Below are 20910 nucleotides of genomic sequence, written 5' to 3' on the forward strand. Positions count from 1 at the left end.
TACAAGTTGGTTCGGCCCAAAATGATCCCCAAGCCGTCCGGAGGGGAGGGTTCCGACAACGGGGGCCGTTTCAGGGCCCGTTCAGGGACGCAGGCCCCGGATGACGAGCGAGGTCACGGCCTCGAACTCCGTGAGGATCGTGGGCGAGAGCCAGTCCGCCGCGTACTGCGGATCGTGGAACCGGCCGGTGGCGTCGAAGACGGCTCGCGCGGCCGCCGACACGTCGGGCGCGGCCAGGGTGCCGGCCTCGACCCCCGCGGCGATGATCCGCGCCAACTGGTCGATCAGCTCGCTCAGGTGCGCGTCGACCACGCCGCTGTTCTCGGCGAGCAGCACCGTGTAGGTGGCGAACAGCTCGGGATCGTCGCCGGCCTTGTGCCGCTTGGCCTCGAAGAGCGCCTCCAGCCACGCCTCCAGTTTGGAGGGCGCGCTCTCCGCGGGCGCCGAGGTGATCTCCTCCAGCACCGCGACGCTCTTCGCGAGCCAGCGATCCGTGACGGCCTCGCGCAGCGCCGCCTTGGACGGGAAGTGCCGGTACACGCTGCCGTGGCTCACGCCCAGGGCGCGGGCCACGTCCACCACGGTGGCCTTGGTCGGGCCGAAGCGTCGCAGTACGTCCTCGGTGGTCTCGAGGATGCGTTCGGGTGTCAGGGGCTCGGCCGCGGCGGGGGACATGGGTACGACCGTACCGCCAGCTCAGTGCTCGCTGTCCAGGTGGGCCATTTGCGCCGCCGGGTACCGGTCCCCGGACGCGGCGCCCTCGGGCACGGCCTCCTCGATCGCGGCCAGGTCCCCGGCGCTGAGCGATATCTCCATGGCACCCAGTGCCTCGGCCAGTCGTTCGCGGCTCCTGGCGCCGATCAGCGGCACGATGTCCTCGCCGCGGGAGAGTACCCAGGCGATGGCGGTCTGGGCGACGCTCACGCCCTTGCCCTCGGCGACCTTGCGCAGGGCGTCGACCAGATCGAGGTTCCGGTCGAGGTTCTCGCCCTGGAAGCGGGGGCTCATGCCCCGGAAGTCGCCCGGGCTCAGCTCCCGGTCCCGGGTGAAGTGGCCGCTGATCAGGCCGCGGGAGAGCACCCCGTACGCCGTCACGCCTATGCCGAGCTCGCGCGCGGTCGGCAGGATCTCGGCCTCGATGCCGCGGGAGATCAGCGAGTACTCGATCTGGAGGTCGGAGATGGGGGCCACCGCGGCGGCCCTGCGCAGGGTGTCGGCGCCGACCTCGGAGAGGCCGATGTGGCGCACGTGCCCGGCCTCGACCGCCTCGGCGATGGCCCCCACGGTCTCCTCGATCGGCACGGCCGGATCCACGCGGGCGATCCGGTAGATGTCGACGTGGTCCCGGCCGAGCCGCTGGAGCGAGTAGGCCAGGAAGTTCTTCACGGCCTCGGGCCGGCCGTCGTAGCCGGTGAAGCCGCCCTCGACCGTGCGCAGGGCGCCGAACTTGACGCTGGTCAGCGCCTGCTCGCGGGCCGCGGCGGGCGCGGTGCGCAGGGCTTCGTTGATCAGCAGCTCGTTGTGGCCCATGCCGTAGAAGTCGCCGGTGTCGAGCAGCGTGACGCCCGCTTCCAGGGCGGCGTGGATGGTCGCGATGGATTCGCTGCGGTCGGCCGTCCCGTACAGGGCGGACATCCCCATGCATCCCAGCCCCAGCGGGAAAACGGTGGGGCCGGTGCTGCCGAGGGTGCGGTGAGCGCGGTCCCGGTGGGCGCCGTCTCGGTGGTCGGTGGTCGCAAGGGTGTTCTCGTTCGTCTCCATGCAACGAGAATGGCATGACGGGTGACAGATTTCAATATCTGTCACCCGTCAGTGTCAGGACAGGATCCGCAGCGCCAGGGCGGCCGCCGCGACCAGCGTGAGCACGGCCGCCGGTGCGAGTTCGTAGTCCTTGACGCGCAGGTGGGCGATGACCGCGCCGATGAAGTAGAGGGTCACGCCGGTCGCCGCGGCGACACCGAGCGGCGTGACCCACAGGCCTGCGACCAGGCCGATCGCCCCGGCGGCCTTCAGGGTGGCCAGTCGCGGCAGCCAGGAGTCCGGGACCTGGACGCGTCGCATGCTCGCGATGATCTGGTCGTTGCGCTGGAGCGTGAAGGTGGCGGAGGCCGTGAGGACCAGGGCGAGCAGGAGGCCGACGACGGCGTAGGCGATGAACATGGAGATCTCCAACAGTCGATGATTGCTAATCATTGAATAGCATCAACGATATGATCCATGCAATCATTTCTCCGTTGCTACGATGTGATACATGACGGCAGATCAGGACGGATCGCACCCCCCGCAGCGGCTGGGCCTGCTGCTCGCCTGGCACGGATCGATCACCCAGACCCGCATGAAGAAGGCGCTCGGCGCCGCCGGCCTGACCCCCCGGCACGCGATGACGCTGATGCACCTGGAGGACGGCCCCATCAGCCAGCGGGCGCTCGCCGACCGGCTGGAGGTGGACCCGAGCGTGCTCGTCGGGATCCTGAACGACCTGGAGGGCGACGGCCTCGCCGAACGCCGCCGGGACCCGGCCGACCGCCGCCGTCACAACGTGGTGATCACAGCCGCGGGCCAAGCCGCCCTGGGTACGACGAACGCCGCCCTCGACGAGGTCGAAGGCGGCATCTTCGCCGCTCTGTCCGTCCGGGAACGCGAGGTCCTGCGCGGCCTCCTCGACCGGGTCAACACCTCGGCCGAGGACTTCACCTGCGGGGAGTAGGCCGCAGGGGCCTCACACGCGCGGGGCGCCCATCTCCGCCGCGGGGGCCGTGGGCTCCTCCAGCGCGCGGGCCGTGCGGTCCGCCGTGCGAAGCGCCCATGCGCCGGTCGAAGCCGCGCCCAGCACCAGCACCAGCCCCCCGCACAGCGTGATGATCCACCACGCCGGGACGGCCGCCTCCGTGAAGTCCCGGCCGTCCGCCATCCCGGCGGCCAGCACCGCGCCCACGACGGCGACGCCCAGCGTGCTGCCGGTCTGGCGGCTGGTCGAGGCGATGGCGGCCGCGACGCCCGCCTGGGAGCGCGGCATGCCGGAGACGGCCGTATAGGTGACCGGCGAGTTCACCATGCCGAAGCCGAGACCGTAGAGCACGTACCCGGTGAACAGCAGCGGGGTGGACGTCTCACCGCGGAAGACGGCGAACAGCAGCCCGCTCGCGCCCATGGCCGAGCCCGCGATCAGCAGCGGCAGCCGCGGCCCGCGACTGCCCACCAGCCGCCCCGACAGCGGCGCGATGACCAGCGTCATGGCGGCCATCGGCAGCATGTAGAGCCCGGCGTCCATCGCGTCCAGCCCCCGTACGTCCTGGAGGTACAGGGTGTTCAGGAAGAGGAAGCCGGCCATCGACGCGAAGGCGCTGACCGCGATCACGGTCGCGCCGCTGAAGGGGACGCTCCGGAAGAACCGGAAGTCGATCAGCGGCTCCTTCCGCCGGGGCTCGTAGACCAGCAGCCCCACCAGTGCGACGACGGACACCAGGGCGCAGCCCACGATCACCGGCGAGCGCCAGCCCGCCGACGGCGCCTCGATGATCCCGTACGTCACACAGCCGAGCAGCACCATGATGAGCACCTGCCCCACCGGATCGGGGCGCCGCGGCCGGGCGGCCCGGGACTCGGGGATGTGGCGCAGGGTCAGCACGAGCGCCAGCAGGCCGATCGGCAGGTTGACCCAGAAGATCGAGCGCCAGCCCACGGAATCCACCAGGAGCCCGCCGATCAGGGGACCCGCCGCCATGGAGATGCCCGCGACGGCGCCCCACACGCCGATGGCCCGCGCCCGCTGGGCCGGATCGGTGAACGTGTTGGTGATGATCGACATCGCCACCGGGTTCAGCATCGCGCCGCCGACCGCCTGGACCATCCGGAAGGCGATGAGCCATTCGAGTCCGGGCGCGAGGGAACACAGCAGGGAACCCGCGGTGAAGAGCACCAGGCCGGTGACGAACACCTTGCGGCGCCCGATGCGGTCGGCCGTGGACCCCATGAGCATCAGCAGCGAGGCCAGCACGAGCGTGTAGGCGTCGATGGTCCACTGCATGCCCGCGACCGACGCGTCCAGTTCCGTGCGCATGGTGGGGAGCGCGACGTTCAGGACGGTGTTGTCGAGGCTGACGATCAGCAGGCTCATGCAGCAGATCGCCAGGACGAGCGTGCGCTGCCGGGAACTCGTCTCGATCATGCGGCCGATGGTACGTCCGCACCCACGGCCCCGGCATGCGGGACAATGGGCGGATGACCACGCTCCCCCCGCCTCTCGCGATCGGCCCGCACACCGTGCAGCCCCCTGTGGTGCTCGCCCCCATGGCCGGCATCACCAATGCCCCGTTCCGTACCCTCTGCCGGGAGTTCTCGGGCGGCAAGGGGCTGTTCGTGAGCGAGATGATCACGACCCGCGCCCTGGTCGAGCGCAACGAGAAGACCATGCAGCTGATCCACTTCGACGAGACCGAGAAGCCGCGCTCGATTCAGCTGTACGGGGTCGACCCCGTGACGGTCGGCAAGGCGGTCCGCATGATCGTCGAAGAGGACCGCGCCGACCACATCGACCTGAACTTCGGCTGCCCCGTCCCGAAGGTGACCCGCAAGGGCGGCGGCTCGGCCCTGCCCTACAAGCGGAACCTGCTGCGCGCGATCCTGCGCGAGGCCGTCGCGGGCGCCGGCGACCTGCCGGTGACCATGAAGATGCGCAAGGGCATCACCGACGAGCACCTCACCTACCTCGACGCCGGCCGGATAGCCGTCGAGGAGGGGATCACCGCCATCGCCCTGCACGGTCGCACCACCGCCCAGCACTACGGCGGCACCGCCGACTGGGACGCCATCGCGCGGCTCAAGGAGCACGTGCCGGAGATCCCGGTCCTGGGCAACGGCGACATCTGGTGCGCCGAGGACGCGCTGCGCATGGTCCGCGAGACCGGCTGCGACGGCGTGGTCGTCGGCCGCGGCTGCCTGGGGCGGCCGTGGCTCTTCAACGACCTCGTGGCGGCCTTCGAGGGGCGTCCGGAGGACTTCCACAAGCCGACGCTGCGCGAGGTCGCGGCGACCATGCACCGCCACGCGCAGCTGCTGGGGGAGTGGATCGGGGACGAGACGCGCGGGGTGATCGACTTCCGTAAGCACGTGGCCTGGTACCTCAAGGGCTTCTCCGTGGGCTCCGAGATGCGGGGCAAGCTCGCGGTGACCTCTTCGCTGGCCGAATTGGACGCTCATCTGAGCGAGCTGGACCTGGACCAGGGCTGGCCCGAGAGCGCGGACGGCCCGCGCGGCAGGACGTCCGGAAACAACCGGGTTGTCCTGCCGGAAGGCTGGCTGAAGGACCCGTACGACTGCGCCGGTGTGAGCGAGGACGCCGAACTGGACACCTCCGGCGGCTGACAAATCGCCCTGCGTGGCGCGTGATATACGCCACGCATGGGTGGGGGTTTGCTCAGATGAGCGCGTAAGTCACGGGTAAGACTTTCAAAGGGTGGCACTGGGTGCCACCCTTTGTGCGTTCAAGACTTGAACGCAAATGTATCGATGATCGCTCATCCGAGCGGAATCACGGCCCAAACGGCCCTTCCCTCTTCGGCTTATGAAGGCTCTTCGTACTTTCTCATTACCCGTGAGTTACTTTCGATCTGCTGGCGCACGGGTGGTTACAGCCGTATGACGGCCAAGTGGACGTACCCATAAGCCTTCGATCTGGGTATGTTCCTGGCCGTCAGGGCAGCCACCGAGCCTCGAGGAGTCGAGACCCGTGTCGGAAAACAAAGATCAGAAGTTCGTCTACGACTTCACCGAGGGCAACCGCGACCTCAAGGACCTTCTCGGCGGCAAGGGAGCCAACCTCGCCGAGATGACCAACCTTGGCCTCCCGGTCCCTCCCGGCTTCACCATCACCACCGAGGCCTGCAAGGTCTACCTCGAGAGCGGATCGGCCCCGGCCGTGCTGCGCGACGAGGTCAGCGCCCACCTTGCGGCCCTCGAAGCGAAGATGGGCAAGAAGCTCGGCCAGTCGGACGACCCGCTGCTGGTCTCCGTGCGTTCCGGCGCCAAGTTCTCGATGCCCGGCATGATGGACACCGTCCTCAACATCGGCCTCTCCGACGAGTCCGTGACCGGCCTCGCCACCCAGGCCGGCAACGAGCGCTTCGCGTGGGACTCGTACCGCCGCCTGATCCAGATGTTCGGCAAGACCGTCCTCGGGGTCGAGGGCGAGCTCTTCGAGGACGCCCTCGACGAGGCCAAGGCCGCCAAGAAGGTCACCGTCGACACCGACCTCGACGCCGCCGACCTGAAGAAGCTGGTCAAGGTCTTCAAGAAGATCGTGGCGAAGGAAGCCGGCCGCGAGTTCCCGCAGGACGCCCGCGAGCAGCTGGACCTCGCCGTCGAGGCGGTCTTCAACTCGTGGAACACCGACCGCGCCAAGCTCTACCGCCGCCAGGAGCGCATCCCGAGCGACCTGGGCACCGCGGTCAACATCTGCTCCATGGTCTTCGGCAACCTCGGCCCGGACTCCGGCACCGGCGTCGCCTTCACCCGCGACCCGGCCAGCGGCCACGCGGGCGTCTACGGCGACTACCTGCAGAACGCCCAGGGCGAGGACGTCGTCGCGGGCATCCGCAACACCGTCCCGCTCGCGGACCTCGAGGCCATCGACAAGACCTCGTACGACCAGCTCATGACGATCATGACGACGCTGGAGACCCACTACAAGGATCTCTGCGACATCGAGTTCACCATCGAGCGCGGCCAGCTGTGGATGCTCCAGACCCGTGTCGGCAAGCGCACCGCCGGCGCCGCCTTCCGCATCGCCACCCAGCTCGTGGACCAGGGCCTGATCACCGAGGCCGAGGCGCTCCAGCGCGTCACCGGCCACCAGCTGGCCCAGCTGATGTTCCCGCGCTTCGACGGCGAGGCGAAGAGCACCCTGCTGGGCCGCGGCATCGCCGCCTCCCCGGGCGCGGCGGTCGGCAAGGCGGTCTTCGACTCCTACACGGCCGTCAAGTGGTCCCGCTCCGGCGAGAAGGTCATCCTGATCCGCCGCGAGACCAACCCCGACGACCTCGACGGCATGATCGCCTCCGAGGGCATCCTGACCTCGCGCGGCGGCAAGACCTCGCACGCCGCCGTCGTCGCCCGCGGCATGGGCAAGACCTGCGTCTGCGGCGCCGAGGAGCTCGACGTCGACACCAAGCGCCGCCGGATGACGGTCGGCGAGACGGTCATCGAAGAGGGCGACGTCGTCTCCATCGACGGCTCCACCGGCAAGGTCTACCTCGGTGAGGTACCCGTCGTACCCTCCCCGGTCGTCGAGTACTTCGAGGGCCGCATGCACGCCGGCGCCGACGACGCCGACGAGCTCGTCGCCGCCGTGCACCGGATCATGGCGTACGCCGACCGCGTCCGCCGCCTGCGGGTGCGCGCCAACGCCGACAACGCCGAGGACGCGCTGCGCGCCCGCCGCTTCGGCGCCCAGGGCATCGGCCTGTGCCGCACCGAGCACATGTTCCTCGGTGAGCGCCGCGAACTGGTGGAGCGACTGATCCTCGCGGACACCGACGGTGAGCGCGAGGAGGCACTCAGTGCCCTCCTGCCGCTGCAGAAGAAGGACTTCGTCGAGCTCTTCGAGGCGATGGACGGGCTGCCCGTCACCGTGCGCCTGCTCGACCCGCCGCTGCACGAGTTCCTGCCCGACATCACCGAGCTGTCGGTGCGTGTCGCCCTCGCCGAGTCCCGCCAGGACCACAACGAGAACGACCTGCGCCTGCTCCAGGCCGTGCACAAGCTGCACGAGCAGAACCCGATGCTGGGTCTGCGCGGCGTCCGCCTCGGCCTGGTCATCCCCGGCCTGTTCAAGATGCAGGTCCGGGCGATCGCCGAGGCGGCGGCCGAGCGCAAGAACGCCAAGGGCGACCCGCGCGCCGAGATCATGGTCCCGCTCGTCGGCACCGTCCAGGAGCTGGAGATCGTCCGCGAGGAGGCCGACACGGTCATCGCCGAGGTCGAGGCCGCCACCGGCACCGACCTCAAGCTGACCATCGGCACGATGATCGAGCTGCCGCGCGCCGCCCTGACGGCCGCCCAGATCGCCGAGGCCGCGCAGTTCTTCTCCTTCGGCACCAACGACCTGACCCAGACGGTGTGGGGCTTCTCCCGCGACGACGTCGAGGCCAGCTTCTTCACCGCCTACCTGGAGAAGGGCATCTTCGGGGTCTCGCCCTTCGAGACCATCGACAAGGACGGCGTCGGCTCGCTGGTGCGCCACGCGGTCAAGCAGGGCCGGGCCACCCGCCCCGACCTCAAGCTCGGCGTCTGCGGCGAGCACGGCGGTGACCCCGAGTCCGTCCACTTCTTCCACGAGGTCGGCCTCGACTACGTCTCCTGCTCGCCCTTCCGGATTCCGGTGGCGCGCCTGGAGGCCGGTCGTGCGGCCGCCGAGGCGAAGGGCAGCGACAGCCGCTGACCCCCGGCCCTGAGAAGGGCCCCGCAAGACGGCGCGTCTGCCCCCGGGTTCCCTGACCCCCGAGGGCAGACGCGCCCATTTTTTCTTGTTCAACAAATCTTTACGCCAGCAGGCGGTGGACGGATCCCCACCCGTCCACCGCCGCTGTCATTCTGCCGGGCACGTCGGCGCTTCCCGTGCGACCGACCGCCAGGCCCCGCAAAGCCCCCCACGGCCTTCGCGGAGCGTTTCGGTCGCATCGGAGTGTGCCCGGCGGAGTACAGGATTTCGGTTGTCACGCCTCTGCCGAAAGGGGTTTCAACTGTGGCCGAAAGGGCGTGGTGACCACGTGTGACTGCATGCATACTCATGGGGCGGGGGGATTGCGGTTGCACAGGTGGGGGTTCGGTGCTGCGTATCCATTTCACTGGAGTGGACCTGGCACGCGTACGGATGGCAGGGCGTCCCGATGCGTTGTGGGAAACGATTCTCAGCTTTCATCGGCTAAGAGACCGGCGAGATGTCCGGTTGTTCGGTGAATGGCGGACGGAATCGCGAATCAGGTTGAACAGTGAAACACGCACGCTCGGCATGCTTATACCGAGCAAGGGTTATTTCCCTGATTTCCTGACGCCCGTCGAGGGGCAGTACGGGTGGGACGTCGGGCTCGACGCCCTGCGCGGGATCCGTCCCGAGCGGATACGGCGGGAGCTGGAGCTGCTGGGTGGTGGCGCGGGCTCGGGCGCCGGCTCGGGGGCCGGGGCGGCGCTGCCGCCGAGGCTGCGGGAGTTCATGGACGACACCGCGAAGCACCTGCCGAGGCTGCTGGGCGAGCTGCGGGCCTACCACCGGGCGGCCGTGGAGCCGTACTGGACGCACATCCAGGCCCAGATCGAGGCCGAGCGGGCCGCGCGCGGCCGGGCCCTGCTGGACGGGGGCGCGGACGAGCTGCTGGCCTCGCTGCCGCCGATGCTGCGCTGGCGGGCTCCGGTGCTGGAGTGCGACTACCCCGTGGACCGGGACGTACGGCTGCGGGGGCGCGGGCTGCTGCTCCAGCCGTCCTTCTTCTGCCGCCGCACCGCGGTGACGCTGTACGACCCGCAGTTGCCGCCGGTCCTGGTCTACCCGGCCGCCGCGCAGCTCGCCTCGGCGCCGGCGGGGGGTGAGGCGGCGCGGCCGACGTTGGAGGAGCAGCGGGTACGCACCCTGGGCAAGCTCGTCGGGCACACCCGCTCGGTGGTGCTGCGGGCCATAGGGGACGGCGCCACCACCAGTGAGCTGGCCCGCCGGGCCGGGGTCTCGCTGGCCTCGGCGAGCCAGCACGCGTGCGTGATGCGGGAGGCGGGGCTGGTGACGACGCTGCGGCACGGCAACGCGGTGCTGCACACGGTGACCCCGTTGGGCGCCGCGCTGCTGAAGGGTGGGGCCGTGGCTTCGTGACGTGCCGCTGCCCCGGCGGGTGGGGGACCCGTCGGGGCAGCGGCCGGTGGTCGCCGTGCGGCGCCGTTGCGGGGGCGATGCCCCCGAGCCCCCGCGCCTCAAACGCCGGCGGGGCTGGGTTTGGCGCCGCTGCCGGGGTCGGCGGCGGGGCCGGGTTCGGCCGGGGAAACCGGAGATCGGGGCCCGGCCCCGGGGCTTGGGACCTAAACGCGGAACGGGCCCGTCACCTCGTACGTGATGCCGCCCGTCGAGCTGCCGCTCGTGCCGCGCTGGCTGGAGAAGTACAGGCGGGTGCCGTCGGGGGAGAAGGCGGGGCCCGTGATCTCCGAGGAGGACTGGCCGGTGACGCGGAGGAAGACCGCGACCACGTCGTCCGGGGTGATCAGGCAGATCTCCATGTTGCCGCCGTCCTCGGCGACGTACAGGTCGCCGTACGAGGACCCGGTGACGTTGTCCACGCCCGTCAGCGGGGCCGCGCCGCCGGGGACGAGCGAGTCGTCGTAGGCCAGCTCGTACGTGTTGTTCGCCAGGTTCAGCTGCCAGACCCGGTTGTCGCCCTTCGTGGTGAACCAGACCGTGTCGCCCGCGTAGTGGCAGCCCTCGCCGCCGTTGAACTTCTTCGCCCCCGAGACCTGGGTGCGGGTGGTGGTCGGGGAGCCGTCCGGGTCCGGGACGTTCTGCCAGGTGAAGGAGCCCGAGGTGGCGGTTCCGGCGACGAGCACCTGGAGCGTGCCGGAGGAGAGGTTGCCCCAGGTGGTGGGGATGAAGCGGTAGAAGCAGCCGCTGGTCTCGTCCTCGGTCAGGTAGATCACCTGGCGCACCGGGTCGGCGGCGGCCGCCTCGTGCTTGAAGCGGCCCATCGCCGGGCGCTGCACCGCCGCGTTCACCCCGTACGGGTCGGTCTCGTAGACGTATCCGAGGCTGACCTCCTCGCAGGACAGCCAGGTGTTCCACGGGGTCTTGCCGCCCGCGCAGTTCTGCCGGGTGTTGGAGAGGATCCGGTAGGAGCCGGTGATGGTGCCCGCGGAGTCGAACTTCACCGCGCTCGCGCCGCCCGACGGGTTGATCTCCGAGTTCGACACGTAGATCCAGCCCGTGCCGTCGGCGAAACACGCGCCGCCGTCGGGGGCGCTGTGCCACTTGTAGGAGGTGGGGCCGACGTTCTGGCCGGAGCGGGCGATCACGCGGCTGCTGAACCCGGCGGGCAGCATGATGCCGTTCGCGTCCGCCGCGCCGAGCGCTCCGTAGGGCCCGGCGCCGGGCTGGGCGGGCGCCGCGTGGGCGGCCCCGTGCATCAGCGTGCCGCCGAAGGCGGCAGCCGACGAGCCGATGACGGCGCCGCGCAGGAAGGTACGACGTTCCACGGTCACTCCTGGGGGAGTCGGGCCCCGCGCCCGGACGGATGCGGGGTCGCACGCGTCGAGGAACCTAGGAGCGCCGAGTTGCCGGAATTCCAATTCCGCATGACGCACGCGCGACCGCTGCGCGTTCAATCCGCCGGCAGGGCCGGCGGACACGGTCCGGACGCCTCCGGAGCCCGGGACTTTCTGCCCTGGGGAGGCCGGTCGTACGGGAGGATGGTGGTCTCATGGACCACTTCGCCGCCGACGCCGACATCTCGGGCCGCGCCGACCTCGATGTCGTGCTGCGCCGCTTCTACACGGCCGCCTTCGCCGACTCCCGGATCGGGCCCTTCTTCACCGAGATCGCGGGCACGGACCTGGAGCTCCACCTGCACCGCATCGCCGACTTCTGGGAACGCGCCCTGTTCCGCAGCACCGACTACCGGCGCAACGCCTTCGCCCCGCACGCCGCGCTGAACTCGGTGCGGGCGATGACCGCCGCGGACTTCGGCCGCTGGGTGCAGCTGTGGCACGCGACCGTCGACGGCCTGCACCGCGGGCCGAACGCGGAGCGGGCCAAGGCACAGGGCGAGCGGATCGCTCTGACCCTGCACAAGCGGCTCGCGGGCGGTGACGCGTCCACGGCGAGCGAGGACGGCATCGGCTTCATCCCGCTGGCCGCACTGGAGCTGCGCTCGGCGGCCATGGTCTGACCTGCGGTTTCTCACCGCCGGGAAGAAAGTTCGAAAAATTTCGCGCGGGAGCGATGAGTTTCCCCCGGGCCCCCGGTCTACCTCTCGAAAGCAGCGAGCAGAGCTCACGCGAGAGAGAAGAGAGACCGAGATGTCCCAGCCCCAGATGATCTTCGTCAACCTGCCGGTCAAGGACCTGGACGCCGCCAAGGACTTCTGGGCGAAGCTCGGCTACTCCACCAACCCGCAGTTCACCGACGAGAACGCGGCCTGTCTGGTCATCAGCGACACGATCTTCGCGATGCTGCTGACCGAGGCCCACTTCAAGACCTTCGCGACCAAGCCGATCGCCGACGCCGGGACCGTCACCGAGGTGATGGTGGCCCTCAGCGCCGAGAGCCGCGAGAAGGTCGACGAGATCGTCGACGCCGCCCTGGCGGCGGGCGGCACCGAACCCCGCCCGGCCATGGACATGGGCTTCATGTACGGCCGAGCCTTCGAGGACCTGGACCACCACGTCTGGGAGTTCGTGTGGATGGACCCGGCCGCCGTCCAGGGCTGAACCGGATCGCTACGAGGTCGCGGCGGTCCGTACCGGGTAGGTCCGGACCGCCACCTCCTCGTCGTCCAGGCAGCGCCCCGACTCCAGGTCGAAGCGCTGCTTGAGCAGCGGCGAGGCCACGAAGGGCCGGCCCGCCGCGGCTCCCAGCAGGCCCCGCGAGAGCACCTGCGCCCCGGTGAAGGGGTCCTGGTTGGCGATGGCGTACGTGCGCCCCGCGCGGTCCACGAACACCGCGGCCTGGCTCCCGTCGGGCAGCAGCGCCGCCACCCCGCGCCCGGGCGTGAGCGCGGACAGCTCGCACACCGTCAGCCAGCCCTCCGCCACCTGCAGTTCCACGGTCATCGGACTCCTCCGATCGTCAGGACGGCCAGGTCGGGCTTGACCTGGTCGCGCTCGGGCACGAACTTCACCGTCGGGTCCGGGGCGCCGGGCGCGTTGACGAAGGACACGAACCGGCGCAGCCGCTCCGGGTCCCGGAGCGTCTCGGCCCACTCGTCCCGGTAGTGCGCCACGTGATCGGCCATCAGGGCCTCCAACTCGTCGCACAGCCCGAGAGAGTCGTGCACGATCACGTCCCTCAGGTGGCCCAGACCCCCCTCCAGCCGCTCCAGCCAGGTGGAGGTCCGCTCCAGCCGGTCCGCGGTGCGGATGTAGAACATCAGGAACCGGTCGATGAGCCGGATCAGCTCTGCGTCCGACAGGTCCTGGGCGAGGAGATCGGCGTGGCGCGGGGTGGCACCGCCGTTGCCGCCGACGTACAGGTTCCATCCGGCGGCCGTCGCGATGACCCCGAAGTCCTTGCTCTGCGCCTCCGCGCACTCGCGGGCGCAGCCGGAGACCGCCGACTTCAGCTTGTGCGGGGCGCGCAGCCCCCGGTAGCGCAGCTCCAGGTCGATGGCCATCCGCACGCTGTCCTGCACCCCGTAACGGCACCAGGTCTGCCCCACGCAGGACTTCACCGTGCGCAGGGCCTTCCCGTACGCGTGTCCGGACTCGAAGCCGGCGTCCACGAGCCGGGCCCAGATCCGGGGGAGCTGGTCCACGCTCGCGCCGAAGAGGTCGATCCGCTGACCGCCGGTGATCTTCGTGTAGAGGCCGAAGTCGCGGGCCACCTCACCGATCACGATCAGCTTGTCGGGGGTGATCTCACCGCCCGGGATGCGGGGGACGACGGAGTAGGAGCCGTTGCGCTGCATGTTGGCGAGGAAGTGGTCGTTGGTGTCCTGGAGCGCGGCCTGCTCCCCGTCGAGGACGTAGCCGCTCGCGCCGAGGGTCGGGGCGAGCGAGGCGATGATCGAGCCGACGGCGGGCTTGCACACCTCGCAGCCCTCGCCGTTGCGAGCCTCCGGGCGGCCGTGCGCGTCCAGGATCTCCCGGTACGAGGTCAGGCGGCGGGTGCGGACGATCTCGTAGAGCTCGGCACGGGTGAAGGGGAAGCAGCCGCACAGTCCCTTGTCGGCGGCGGCCGGCAGCAGCTGCCCGATCACCTTGACGCAGCTGCCGCAGCCGGTGCCCGCCTTGGTGCACTTCTTGACCTCGGGGAGGGTGGCGCAGGCGGTGATGGCCTTCTTGGTGACGTTGTGGCAGGAGCAGATCACCGCGTGGTCGGGGAGCGAGGACGGACCGAGCGCGACGGGCGCGCCGACCCCGGCGGGCAGCACCAGCTGCTCGGGGGCGACGGGCGGCACGCTCCCGGTGAGCGGGCGCAGCAGCCCGTACGAGTCGGCGTCGCCGACCAGGACCCCGCCGAGCAGGACCCCGTCGGGGGAGACGACGAGCTTCTTGTAGACGCCGGAGCGGGAGTCGGACCAGACGACGTCCAGGCTGTCGGGGGCGCTGCCGTGGGCGTCGCCGAAGGAGGCCACGTCCACGCCGAGCAGCTTGAGCTTGGTGGAGAGGTCGGCGCCCGTGAACTGCTTCTCCCGGCCCAGCAGATCGTCGGCGGCGGTCTCGGCCATCTCGTAGCCGGGGGCGACCAGGCCGTAGACGCGGCCGTCGACGGCGAGGGCGCACTCGCCGATGGCGTAGACGTACGGGTCGGAGGTGCGGCAGCGGGCGTCGACCGAGATGCCGCCGCGCTCGCCGACGTCCAGACCGGCGTCGCGGGCCAGCTGGTCGCGGGGGCGGACGCCGGCGGAGAAGACGACGAGGTCGGTGTCGACGGTGGAGCCGTCCGACAGCCGCATCCCGCTGACGCGGCCGTCGTCGCCGGTCAGCACCTCCTGGGTGCCGACGCCGGTGTGGACGGTGAGGCCCATGCCCTCGATGGTGCGCAGCAGGGCCGCGCCGCCGCCCTCGTCGACCTGTACGGGCATCAGGCGCGGGGCGAACTCGACGACGCGGGTGGCGAGCCCGAGCCCCTGGAGGGCGCCGGCGGCCTCCAGCCCGAGGAGTCCGCCGCCGACGACCGCGCCGGCGGTCTTGTCCTTCGCGTACTCCTCGATGGCGAGGAGGTCCTCGATGGTGCGGTAGACGAAGCAGCCGGGCGCGTCCTTGCCGGGGACGGGCGGCACGAAGGGGAAGCTGCCGGTGGCCAGGACGAGGACGTCGTACGGGAACACCTCGCCGGAGCGGGAGGTGACGGTCCGGGCGGCCCGGTCGATGTGCTCGGCGGGGTCGTCGAGGTGCAGGGCGATGCCGTGCTCCGCCATGAAGCCGGGGGGCGTCAGGGACAGGTCCTCGGGGGTGCTGCCGGAGAAGTACGAGGTCAGGTGCACGCGGTCGTAGGCGGGCCGGGGCTCCTCGCAGAGCACGGTGATCCGGTGGGTGGCGGTGACCCCGCGCTCGGCGAGCGCCTCCAGGTAGCGCTGGCCGACCATGCCGTGCCCGATGAGCACGATCGTGGGCAAGGGCTCGGTCACGGTCATGTCAGTGGCCTCCGTCGTCGGTGAGCAGGTGGAACAGGTCGTGCGGTGTTTCGTCGCCCTCCCACGTGCGGGCGAGGGCCCCCACGGTCGAGAGCTCGCCGAGCAGGACCCCGCCGACGAGGCGGTCGCCGCGGACGACGACCTTGCGGTAGGTCCGGCGGGTGGCGTCGGCGAGGCGGACCACGTCGTCGCCGGGGCGGGGGGTGGTCTCGCCGAAGGCGGCGAGGTCGAGGGAGTCCTTCGCGCCGGGGAGGGTGAGGCGGGTGAGGGCGCGGGTGCCGGTGTAGGGGGTGGGGGCCCCGGTCAGGACCGACGCCAGGGCGTCGGCCTGCTCCAGTGCGGGGCCGGCCAGGCCGTACACCTGGCCGGAGTGCTCGGCGCAGTCGCCGATGGCGTGGATGCGGGGGTCGCTCGTACGGAGGTGGTCGTCGACCACGATCCCGGTGCGGGTTGTGAGGCCGGCGGCTTTGGCGAGTCCCGTACGGGGGCGGACGCCGCAGGCGAGCACGACGATGTCGGCCGCCATGCGGTACCCGTCGGCGAGCTCGACCCCGGTCACGCGGCGGTGTTCGTGTGCGGCTCCGCCGCCGGGGTTCCGCCCCGGACCCCGCGCCTCAAACGCCGGCGAGGCTGGGTTTTCGCCCGGCGGGGTTGGACAGTTGACCGGCGACATCAGCCCGAATCCAGCCCCTCCGGCGTTTGAGGAGCGGGGTCCGGGGCGGAGCCCCGGGAGCGGACCCGCGGACGAACCACCGGTCGTCGTCAGGCCGCGGACCCGGCACTCGGTGTGGATCTCCACGCCGAGTGCGACCAGGTGCGCACGGAGCAACGCCGACGCGTCCTGGTCCAGTTGGCGTTCCATCAGGCGCTCGCCCTGCTGCGCCAGGACCACCTGCGCGCCCCGCGCGGCCAGCGCACGGGCCGCCGAGACGCCCAGCAGGCCTCCGCCGATCACCACCGCCCGCACCCCGGGACCGACCGCCGCCGAGAGGGCCAGGCAGTCGTCCATCGTGCGGAACGCGTGCACCCCGTCCGGGAGGTCCCGGCCCTCCGGCTCGAACAGGCCCCGCAGCGGCGGGAGCACGGCGTTCGAGCCCGTCGCCAGTACCAGGGCGTCGTACGGCAACGCCGCGCCGTCGTCGCAGTGGACCGTCCGGTCGGCGCGGTCGACGCGGACCGCCCGCACCCCGCGCCGCAGCGCCGGTCCGACCGCCGGGAGGGCGGTCACCTCGGGTGCGTAGCGGCCCGCCAGGACCTCGGCGAGCAGCACCCGGTTGTACGGGACGTGGCTCTCCTCACCGAGGACGGTCACCGCCGCCGCACCGTTCAGCCGCGCGGCGAGTCGCAGGCCCGCGAGGCCGCCGCCGATCACCACCACACGCCGCTCCGATGTCATGGCACGAGCGTGCGGGGCCGCTGTTTCCCCTCCGCATCGCCCCTGTTACCCGGACGGAACGCCGACCTCAGCACGGGGATTAAGGGTCGGTGAGGCCTCCCTCAACGCCGCCTTAAGGATCAACCGCGCCGCCTCCGGGGCCCTTAGCGTGCTGCGCATGCGAGATGCGGCGGTGCGGGTCAGGGGCGGGATCGCGGCCGGGGCCGGGGTGGTGGCCCTGCTCTGGGCGGCGCAGGTTCGGCCCTCGGCCCGCCCCGACGCGCTGTTCGCGACCGCCGCGCACCTGACGGGGCTGCTCGCCGGGTACGGGGTGCTCGTGCTGCTGTTCCTGATGGCGCGGGTGCCCGCGGTGGAGCACGGGGTCGGCGCCGACCGGCTCGCGCGCTGGCACGCCTTCGGCGGCCGGCACGTGCTGCTGCTCTGCTTCGGGCACGGGCTGTTCGCCCTGCTCGGATACGCCGTGCACGAGGGGGTCGACGTGGTCTCCGCCGTCCGGGAACTGCTCGGCTACCGCGCGCTCGCCGCCGCCGCGGCCGGGGCCGTCCTCCTGGCCGCGGTCGGCGTGACCTCCGCCCGGGCGGTACGCCGCCGGGTCTCGCACGAAACCTGGCGCGGGGTCCACCTGTTCGTGTACCTCGCCGCCGCCCTGGCCTTCGCGCACCAGATCGCCGGGCCCGACCTCGCCCCGGTCGCCTGGTTCTGGGCCCTGGCCCACACCATGGTCGCGGTGTTGCTGGTCTGGTACCGCGCGGTGGTCCCCGTGCGGCAGGCCCTGCGGCACGGGCTGCGGGTCGCGGAGGTACGGGCGGAGGGGCCCGGGGTGGTCTCCGTCGTGGTACGCGGCGAGCACCTGGCGGAACTGCGCGCGGAGCCGGGGCAGTTCCTGCGCTGGCGGTTCCTGCAGCGGCGGCTGTGGCACACGGCCCTGCCGTTCTCGCTGTCCGCGCCGGTGTACGGGGACACGCTGCGGATCACCGTCAAGGGGCTCGGCGGCCACTCCCGGCGGATCCGCCGGCTGCGCCCCGGCACGCGGGTCCTGGCGACCGGGCCGTTCGGCGCGCTCACCGCCGCCCGCCGGACCAGGCCCAAGGTGCTGCTGATCGCGGGCGGGGTCGGCATCACCCCGATGCGGGCCCTGTTCGAGACCCTGCCCGGGGGCCCGGGGGACATCACCCTCCTCTACCGGGCGGGGGCCGAGGAACACCTCGTACTGCGCCGCGAACTGGAGGCCATCGCGGCCGAGCGGCAGGCGGGCCTGCACTACCTGCTGGGGCCGTCGGGCGCCGCCTACGATCCGCTGGCCCCGCAGGCGCTGGCCGCCCTCGTGCCGGACCTGGCCGAGCACGACGTGTACCTGTGCGGGCCGCCGGGGATGGCGGACGCGACCCGGGGCGCGCTGCTGCGGGCCGGGGTGCCGGCCGGACGCATCCATTCCGAGTGCTTCAGCTTCTGAGCCCCTTCCGATCAGAGAGGTGCCGTTCCGTGCGCCATCCGCTCCACGTCGCCGTGTCCGTGTCCGTGCCCGTCGCCGCGGCGCCGCAGGCCCGGCACCGCAAGCCGCGGCGGCCGGTCGTACCGGTCTCCCTGAGGCCCGGGCAGCGCCTGGCGGTCGGGCTGGGGCTGGCCGGCGTACTGGCCGCGACCGTGCTGACGGCGGTGCCGGCTCCGGCAGCGCCGGTGGCCCCGGACCGGGCCGCTGACCGGCCAAGCTCAACGTTTGCGCAAGTTTCCGGGGATTGATGGCCGCTGCACCGAACAGGTCCATAGGGTCGGGTCGTGCCTGACATATCAATGACCATGATCATCGTGCTGTGCGTGGCCGCCGCGGCGGCCGGCTGGATCGACGCGGTGGTGGGCGGCGGCGGCCTGCTGCTCCTGCCCGCCCTCCTCCTGGGGCTGCCGAACGCCCACCCGGCCACCGTCCTCGGCACCAACAAGGCGGTGGCCATCGTCGGCACCACGGGCGCGGCGATCACCTACGCGCGCAAGACTCCGGTGAACGTGAAGCTCGCCGTCAGGATCGGCCTGGCCGCGCTCGCCGGTTCGATGGGCGGCGCCGCGCTCGCCGGAGGAATCAGCAAGGACGCGCTCCGTCCGCTGATCATGGTCGTGCTGGTGGTCGTCGCCGGGTTCGTGATCTTCCGGCCCGGCTTCGGCGCCGCCCCGGCCGCCTCGCCCGTCAGTCGCCGCCGGGTCCTGCTGGCCATCGTGCTGGCGGGCCTGGGCATCGGCTTCTACGACGGCCTCATCGGCCCGGGCACGGGTACCTTCCTGGTGCTCGCGCTGACCGCGCTGCTCCACCTCGACCTGGTCACCGCCTCCGCGACCGCCAAGATCGTCAACTGCTGCACCAACGCCGGGGCGCTCGCGATGTTCGCGTACCAGGGCATGGTGCTCTGGCAGCTCGCCGCGCTGATGGCCGTGTTCAACCTGGCCGGCGGCATGATCGGCGCGCGCATGGCGCTCAAGAAGGGCAGCGGCTTCGTCCGCGCGGTGCTGCTGACCGTGGTCAGCGCCCTCGTGGTGAAGCTCGGCCTCGAACAGTGGGGTTAGGGCCCGCCCGGGGGGCCGGGTGGCCCTCCGGACCCGACTCAGTACGTCCCGGTGAGGTGGGCGAAGACGACCACGTTCCCGCGGTAGCCGGTACGCGGTGAGAAGCCGCCCCCGCAGGTGATCACGCGGAGCTCGGCGCGCCGCGAAGCCCCGTACACACGCTTGTCGGGGAAGGCTCCGGCGTCGTAGACCTCGACCGCGTGGACCGTGAACACGGCGGTACGGCCGTCCTCGCGCGGGACCTCGATGGAAGCCCCCCGGTGCAGCGCGCCCAGGTGGTAGAAGACGGCCGGCCCGGCCGCGTTGTCCACGTGCCCGGCGATGACGGCGGTGCCCGTGGCACCCGGGGTGGTGCCGTCGCGGTACCAGCCGGCCAGGTCGCGCCGGGCCGGCGGGGGCACCTCCAGGCTGCCGCCCGGCTCCAGGCCGAGCCCGGTCAGTGGTGCGTCGACCCGGATCGAGGGGATCCGGATGCGGGTGGGCGGGGAGCCGGGGAGCGGCGCGATGGTGGGGCCGGCGGGGCCGGCGGAACTCAGGGCGTCGGCGGGGGAGGGCAGCGGCGGCCCGATCGGCTCGCGGGAGCCGCTGGAGACGAGCCAGATGCCGATGCAGGCGGCGAGCGCGACGATGCCCCCGTGACGGGGGGCCGGGGAACGTACGGACCGCTTCGGCGGGCGGGCGCCCGCTCCGGGGCGGCTGCCGGCGGCGGGCCGGGGCTGTCGGTCGCGGCCCCGGCCGCCACCGGAACCGCCACCGAAATCGCCACCCATGCGTACCCCCTCGGCGTCCGTGGCGGGGTCAATGGCCGTCGCCCGCCCGCGAACGGGGGGACCTCGCGGAGCGGGCGACGGGGGACGGTACCGGTCGGACCGCGGCCGGAGCCGCGGTGGGCGTCCGTCAGCTCCGCGTGCCGCTCGCCCGGCGACGCAGGAGCCAGGTACCGCCGACGGCGGTCGCGGCCAGCACTGCCGCTCCCGCCGCGATCTTGGCGGGGTCGGTGGTGGTGGTCGTGCCACCGCCCACCCCGGTGTGGACGTGGCCCTGGGGGCCGCGTTCCGTGACGGCCAGGTCGCCGGTCGCGAACTTGCCGTCCGCGCAGGTCACCCCGATGCCGTAGCTCCCCGCCCGGGTGCCGCGGGCGACCTGGAACTGGCCCACGACCACCTCCTTGTGGGTGGTGGGGACCAGCTTGAACCGGCCGCCGCCCACCGTGGTCGCATCTCCCTCGGCGTGGCTGCCGGGGCCGCAGGCGGAGGTGTTCACGGTGACCGTGGCCCCGGGGGCGGCGGACTTGGGCCACACCTCCAGCGGCGCGAAGTCCCCCGGCGCGAAGGCCACCATGCCGATGTCCGAGGCCAGGGCCGCACCCGCCACCGGGCCGGTGAACGCGGCGGCGGTCAGCGCGGTCGCGGTCAGCGCGTGTGCGGTACGTCGGCGCATGGGGCTCTCCTGGAGACACGGGGTCGTGTCTCCGAGGTAACCCGGCTCTCCCGGCGGGCGCCTGCTGATGTCCCGTCAGATACGGTCCGGCTCGCCCCACCGCCCCGTGTTTGCGCACGTCAGAGTGGCCGTCGCGGCCATCCGTGTGTCCCCACCCCGTCCGGGTGAGGGCCGGAGGCAGGGCGCGGTGCCAGGTGCCCG

General features: G+C 71.8%; 18 protein-coding genes. 8 read left to right on the forward strand and 10 right to left on the reverse strand.

The annotated features are described in order from the left end of the window. Positions 1 to 81 precede the first annotated feature (81 nt). From ACIQ5Y_RS16300 to ACIQ5Y_RS16310, 3 genes are all read right to left on the reverse strand, one after another. Positions 82 to 675, reverse strand: coding sequence for a TetR family transcriptional regulator (locus ACIQ5Y_RS16300; protein WP_403880208.1), 594 nt, complete (start codon positions 673 to 675; stop codon positions 82 to 84). A gap of 21 nt (positions 676 to 696) precedes the next feature. Further along, positions 697 to 1641, reverse strand: a complete 945-nt coding sequence (locus tag ACIQ5Y_RS16305; protein WP_403880332.1) for an aldo/keto reductase — start codon at positions 1639 to 1641, stop codon at positions 697 to 699. 174 nt (positions 1642 to 1815) lie between these two features. Next, the gene (locus ACIQ5Y_RS16310) at positions 1816 to 2172 is read right to left on the reverse strand and encodes a DoxX family protein (protein ID WP_403880210.1); all 357 of its coding nucleotides are present in this window, start codon (positions 2170 to 2172) and stop codon (positions 1816 to 1818) included. A gap of 79 nt (positions 2173 to 2251) precedes the next feature. On the opposite strand from ACIQ5Y_RS16310, the gene ACIQ5Y_RS16315 reads away from it, so the two are divergent. Further along, positions 2252 to 2707 (forward strand): MarR family winged helix-turn-helix transcriptional regulator, encoded by a 456-nt coding sequence (locus ACIQ5Y_RS16315; RefSeq protein WP_403880212.1) that lies wholly within the window; start codon positions 2252 to 2254, stop codon positions 2705 to 2707. A 12-nt stretch (positions 2708 to 2719) separates the two neighbouring features. Here ACIQ5Y_RS16315 and ACIQ5Y_RS16320 read toward each other — a convergent pair whose 3' ends face one another. After that, positions 2720 to 4168 carry an MFS transporter gene (locus tag ACIQ5Y_RS16320; protein ID WP_403880213.1) on the reverse strand — a complete coding sequence of 483 codons (1449 nt, stop codon included), beginning with the start codon at positions 4166 to 4168 and terminating at the stop codon, positions 2720 to 2722. A gap of 35 nt (positions 4169 to 4203) precedes the next feature. Here ACIQ5Y_RS16320 and dusB point away from each other — a divergent pair, with 35 nt between their 5' ends. The 3 genes from dusB (at position 4204) to ACIQ5Y_RS16335 (ending at position 9856) form a co-directional block, all read left to right on the forward strand. After that, positions 4204 to 5364: a tRNA dihydrouridine synthase DusB gene (gene dusB, locus ACIQ5Y_RS16325; RefSeq protein WP_385133774.1), complete on the forward strand. Its 1161-nt coding sequence runs from the start codon at positions 4204 to 4206 to the stop codon at positions 5362 to 5364. A gap of 364 nt (positions 5365 to 5728) precedes the next feature. Next, positions 5729 to 8437 (forward strand): pyruvate, phosphate dikinase, encoded by a 2709-nt coding sequence (ppdK, locus tag ACIQ5Y_RS16330; RefSeq protein ID WP_403880216.1) that lies wholly within the window; start codon positions 5729 to 5731, stop codon positions 8435 to 8437. A 387-nt stretch (positions 8438 to 8824) separates the two neighbouring features. Then, positions 8825 to 9856: an ArsR/SmtB family transcription factor gene (locus ACIQ5Y_RS16335; RefSeq protein ID WP_403880218.1), complete on the forward strand. Its 1032-nt coding sequence runs from the start codon at positions 8825 to 8827 to the stop codon at positions 9854 to 9856. A gap of 203 nt (positions 9857 to 10059) precedes the next feature. Here the strand turns inward: ACIQ5Y_RS16335 and ACIQ5Y_RS16340 are convergent, their stop codons facing one another. Beyond that, a complete protein-coding gene (locus tag ACIQ5Y_RS16340) occupies positions 10060 to 11220 on the reverse strand; it encodes an alkaline phosphatase PhoX (protein ID WP_403880220.1) in 1161 nt (386 codons plus the stop codon). Positions 11221 to 11444: 224 nt separating this feature from the next. On the opposite strand from ACIQ5Y_RS16340, the gene ACIQ5Y_RS16345 reads away from it, so the two are divergent. Next, positions 11445 to 11912 carry a group III truncated hemoglobin gene (locus tag ACIQ5Y_RS16345; protein WP_403880222.1) on the forward strand — a complete coding sequence of 156 codons (468 nt, stop codon included), beginning with the start codon at positions 11445 to 11447 and terminating at the stop codon, positions 11910 to 11912. Between the two features lie 130 nt (positions 11913 to 12042). Then, the gene (locus ACIQ5Y_RS16350) at positions 12043 to 12453 is read left to right on the forward strand and encodes a VOC family protein (protein WP_403880224.1); all 411 of its coding nucleotides are present in this window, start codon (positions 12043 to 12045) and stop codon (positions 12451 to 12453) included. A gap of 9 nt (positions 12454 to 12462) precedes the next feature. Here the strand turns inward: ACIQ5Y_RS16350 and nirD are convergent, their stop codons facing one another. Genes nirD through ACIQ5Y_RS16365 form a run of 3 tightly spaced genes read right to left on the reverse strand, consistent with a single transcriptional unit; the run spans position 12463 to position 16716 of the window. Beyond that, the gene (gene nirD, locus ACIQ5Y_RS16355; RefSeq protein WP_403880226.1) at positions 12463 to 12795 is read right to left on the reverse strand and encodes a nitrite reductase small subunit NirD; all 333 of its coding nucleotides are present in this window, start codon (positions 12793 to 12795) and stop codon (positions 12463 to 12465) included. Then, on the reverse strand, positions 12792 to 15320 hold the full coding sequence (nirB, locus tag ACIQ5Y_RS16360; RefSeq protein ID WP_403880228.1) for a nitrite reductase large subunit NirB: 2529 nt from the start codon (positions 15318 to 15320) through the stop codon (positions 12792 to 12794). Before nirB ends, nirD begins: the two co-directional genes overlap by 4 nt. Position 15321: 1 nt before the next feature. After that, positions 15322 to 16716: an NAD(P)/FAD-dependent oxidoreductase gene (locus ACIQ5Y_RS16365; protein ID WP_403880230.1), complete on the reverse strand. Its 1395-nt coding sequence runs from the start codon at positions 16714 to 16716 to the stop codon at positions 15322 to 15324. A 157-nt stretch (positions 16717 to 16873) separates the two neighbouring features. Between ACIQ5Y_RS16365 and ACIQ5Y_RS16370 the strand changes: the two genes are divergently transcribed. Both ACIQ5Y_RS16370 and ACIQ5Y_RS16375 read left to right on the forward strand, forming a co-directional pair. Then, the gene (locus ACIQ5Y_RS16370; protein ID WP_403880231.1) at positions 16874 to 18169 is read left to right on the forward strand and encodes a ferric reductase-like transmembrane domain-containing protein; all 1296 of its coding nucleotides are present in this window, start codon (positions 16874 to 16876) and stop codon (positions 18167 to 18169) included. Between the two features lie 323 nt (positions 18170 to 18492). Continuing rightward, complete coding sequence (locus ACIQ5Y_RS16375; RefSeq protein ID WP_403880233.1) at positions 18493 to 19269, forward strand: sulfite exporter TauE/SafE family protein; 777 nt, start codon at positions 18493 to 18495, stop codon at positions 19267 to 19269. A 38-nt stretch (positions 19270 to 19307) separates the two neighbouring features. Here the strand turns inward: ACIQ5Y_RS16375 and ACIQ5Y_RS16380 are convergent, their stop codons facing one another. Together ACIQ5Y_RS16380 and ACIQ5Y_RS16385 are read right to left on the reverse strand one after the other, a co-directional pair. Then, entirely contained in the window at positions 19308 to 20039 is a 732-nt protein-coding gene (locus tag ACIQ5Y_RS16380; protein WP_403880235.1) for a class F sortase, read from the reverse strand. A 127-nt stretch (positions 20040 to 20166) separates the two neighbouring features. Further along, positions 20167 to 20709, reverse strand: coding sequence for a hypothetical protein (locus ACIQ5Y_RS16385; protein ID WP_403880237.1), 543 nt, complete (start codon positions 20707 to 20709; stop codon positions 20167 to 20169). Positions 20710 to 20910: the final 201 nt, after the last annotated feature.

The sequence above is a fragment of the Streptomyces sp. NPDC096339 genome (genome assembly GCF_044762985.1).
In the GTDB taxonomy this organism is placed as follows: Bacteria; Actinomycetota; Actinomycetes; order Streptomycetales; family Streptomycetaceae; genus Streptomyces.

Excerpts from the sequence above, each read along its gene's own strand:
- ACIQ5Y_RS16300 (WP_403880208.1), bottom strand. The coding sequence starts at position 675 with ATGTCCCCCGCCGCGGCCGAGCCCCTGACACCCGAACGCATCCTCGAG.
- ACIQ5Y_RS16350 (WP_403880224.1), top strand. The coding sequence starts at position 12,043 with ATGTCCCAGCCCCAGATGATCTTCGTCAACCTGCCGGTCAAGGACCTG.
- dusB (WP_385133774.1), top strand. The coding sequence starts at position 4,204 with ATGCGGGACAATGGGCGGATGACCACGCTCCCCCCGCCTCTCGCGATC.
- ACIQ5Y_RS16345 (WP_403880222.1), top strand. The coding sequence starts at position 11,445 with ATGGACCACTTCGCCGCCGACGCCGACATCTCGGGCCGCGCCGACCTC.
- nirB (WP_403880228.1), bottom strand. The coding sequence starts at position 15,320 with ATGACCGTGACCGAGCCCTTGCCCACGATCGTGCTCATCGGGCACGGC.
- ACIQ5Y_RS16315 (WP_403880212.1), top strand. The coding sequence starts at position 2,252 with ATGACGGCAGATCAGGACGGATCGCACCCCCCGCAGCGGCTGGGCCTG.
- ACIQ5Y_RS16365 (WP_403880230.1), bottom strand. The coding sequence starts at position 16,716 with ATGACATCGGAGCGGCGTGTGGTGGTGATCGGCGGCGGCCTCGCGGGC.
- ACIQ5Y_RS16320 (WP_403880213.1), bottom strand. The coding sequence starts at position 4,168 with ATGATCGAGACGAGTTCCCGGCAGCGCACGCTCGTCCTGGCGATCTGC.
- ACIQ5Y_RS16305 (WP_403880332.1), bottom strand. The coding sequence starts at position 1,641 with ATGGGGATGTCCGCCCTGTACGGGACGGCCGACCGCAGCGAATCCATC.
- nirD (WP_403880226.1), bottom strand. The coding sequence starts at position 12,795 with ATGACCGTGGAACTGCAGGTGGCGGAGGGCTGGCTGACGGTGTGCGAG.
- ACIQ5Y_RS16370 (WP_403880231.1), top strand. The coding sequence starts at position 16,874 with ATGCGAGATGCGGCGGTGCGGGTCAGGGGCGGGATCGCGGCCGGGGCC.
- ACIQ5Y_RS16385 (WP_403880237.1), bottom strand. The coding sequence starts at position 20,709 with ATGCGCCGACGTACCGCACACGCGCTGACCGCGACCGCGCTGACCGCC.
- ACIQ5Y_RS16380 (WP_403880235.1), bottom strand. The coding sequence starts at position 20,039 with ATGGGTGGCGATTTCGGTGGCGGTTCCGGTGGCGGCCGGGGCCGCGAC.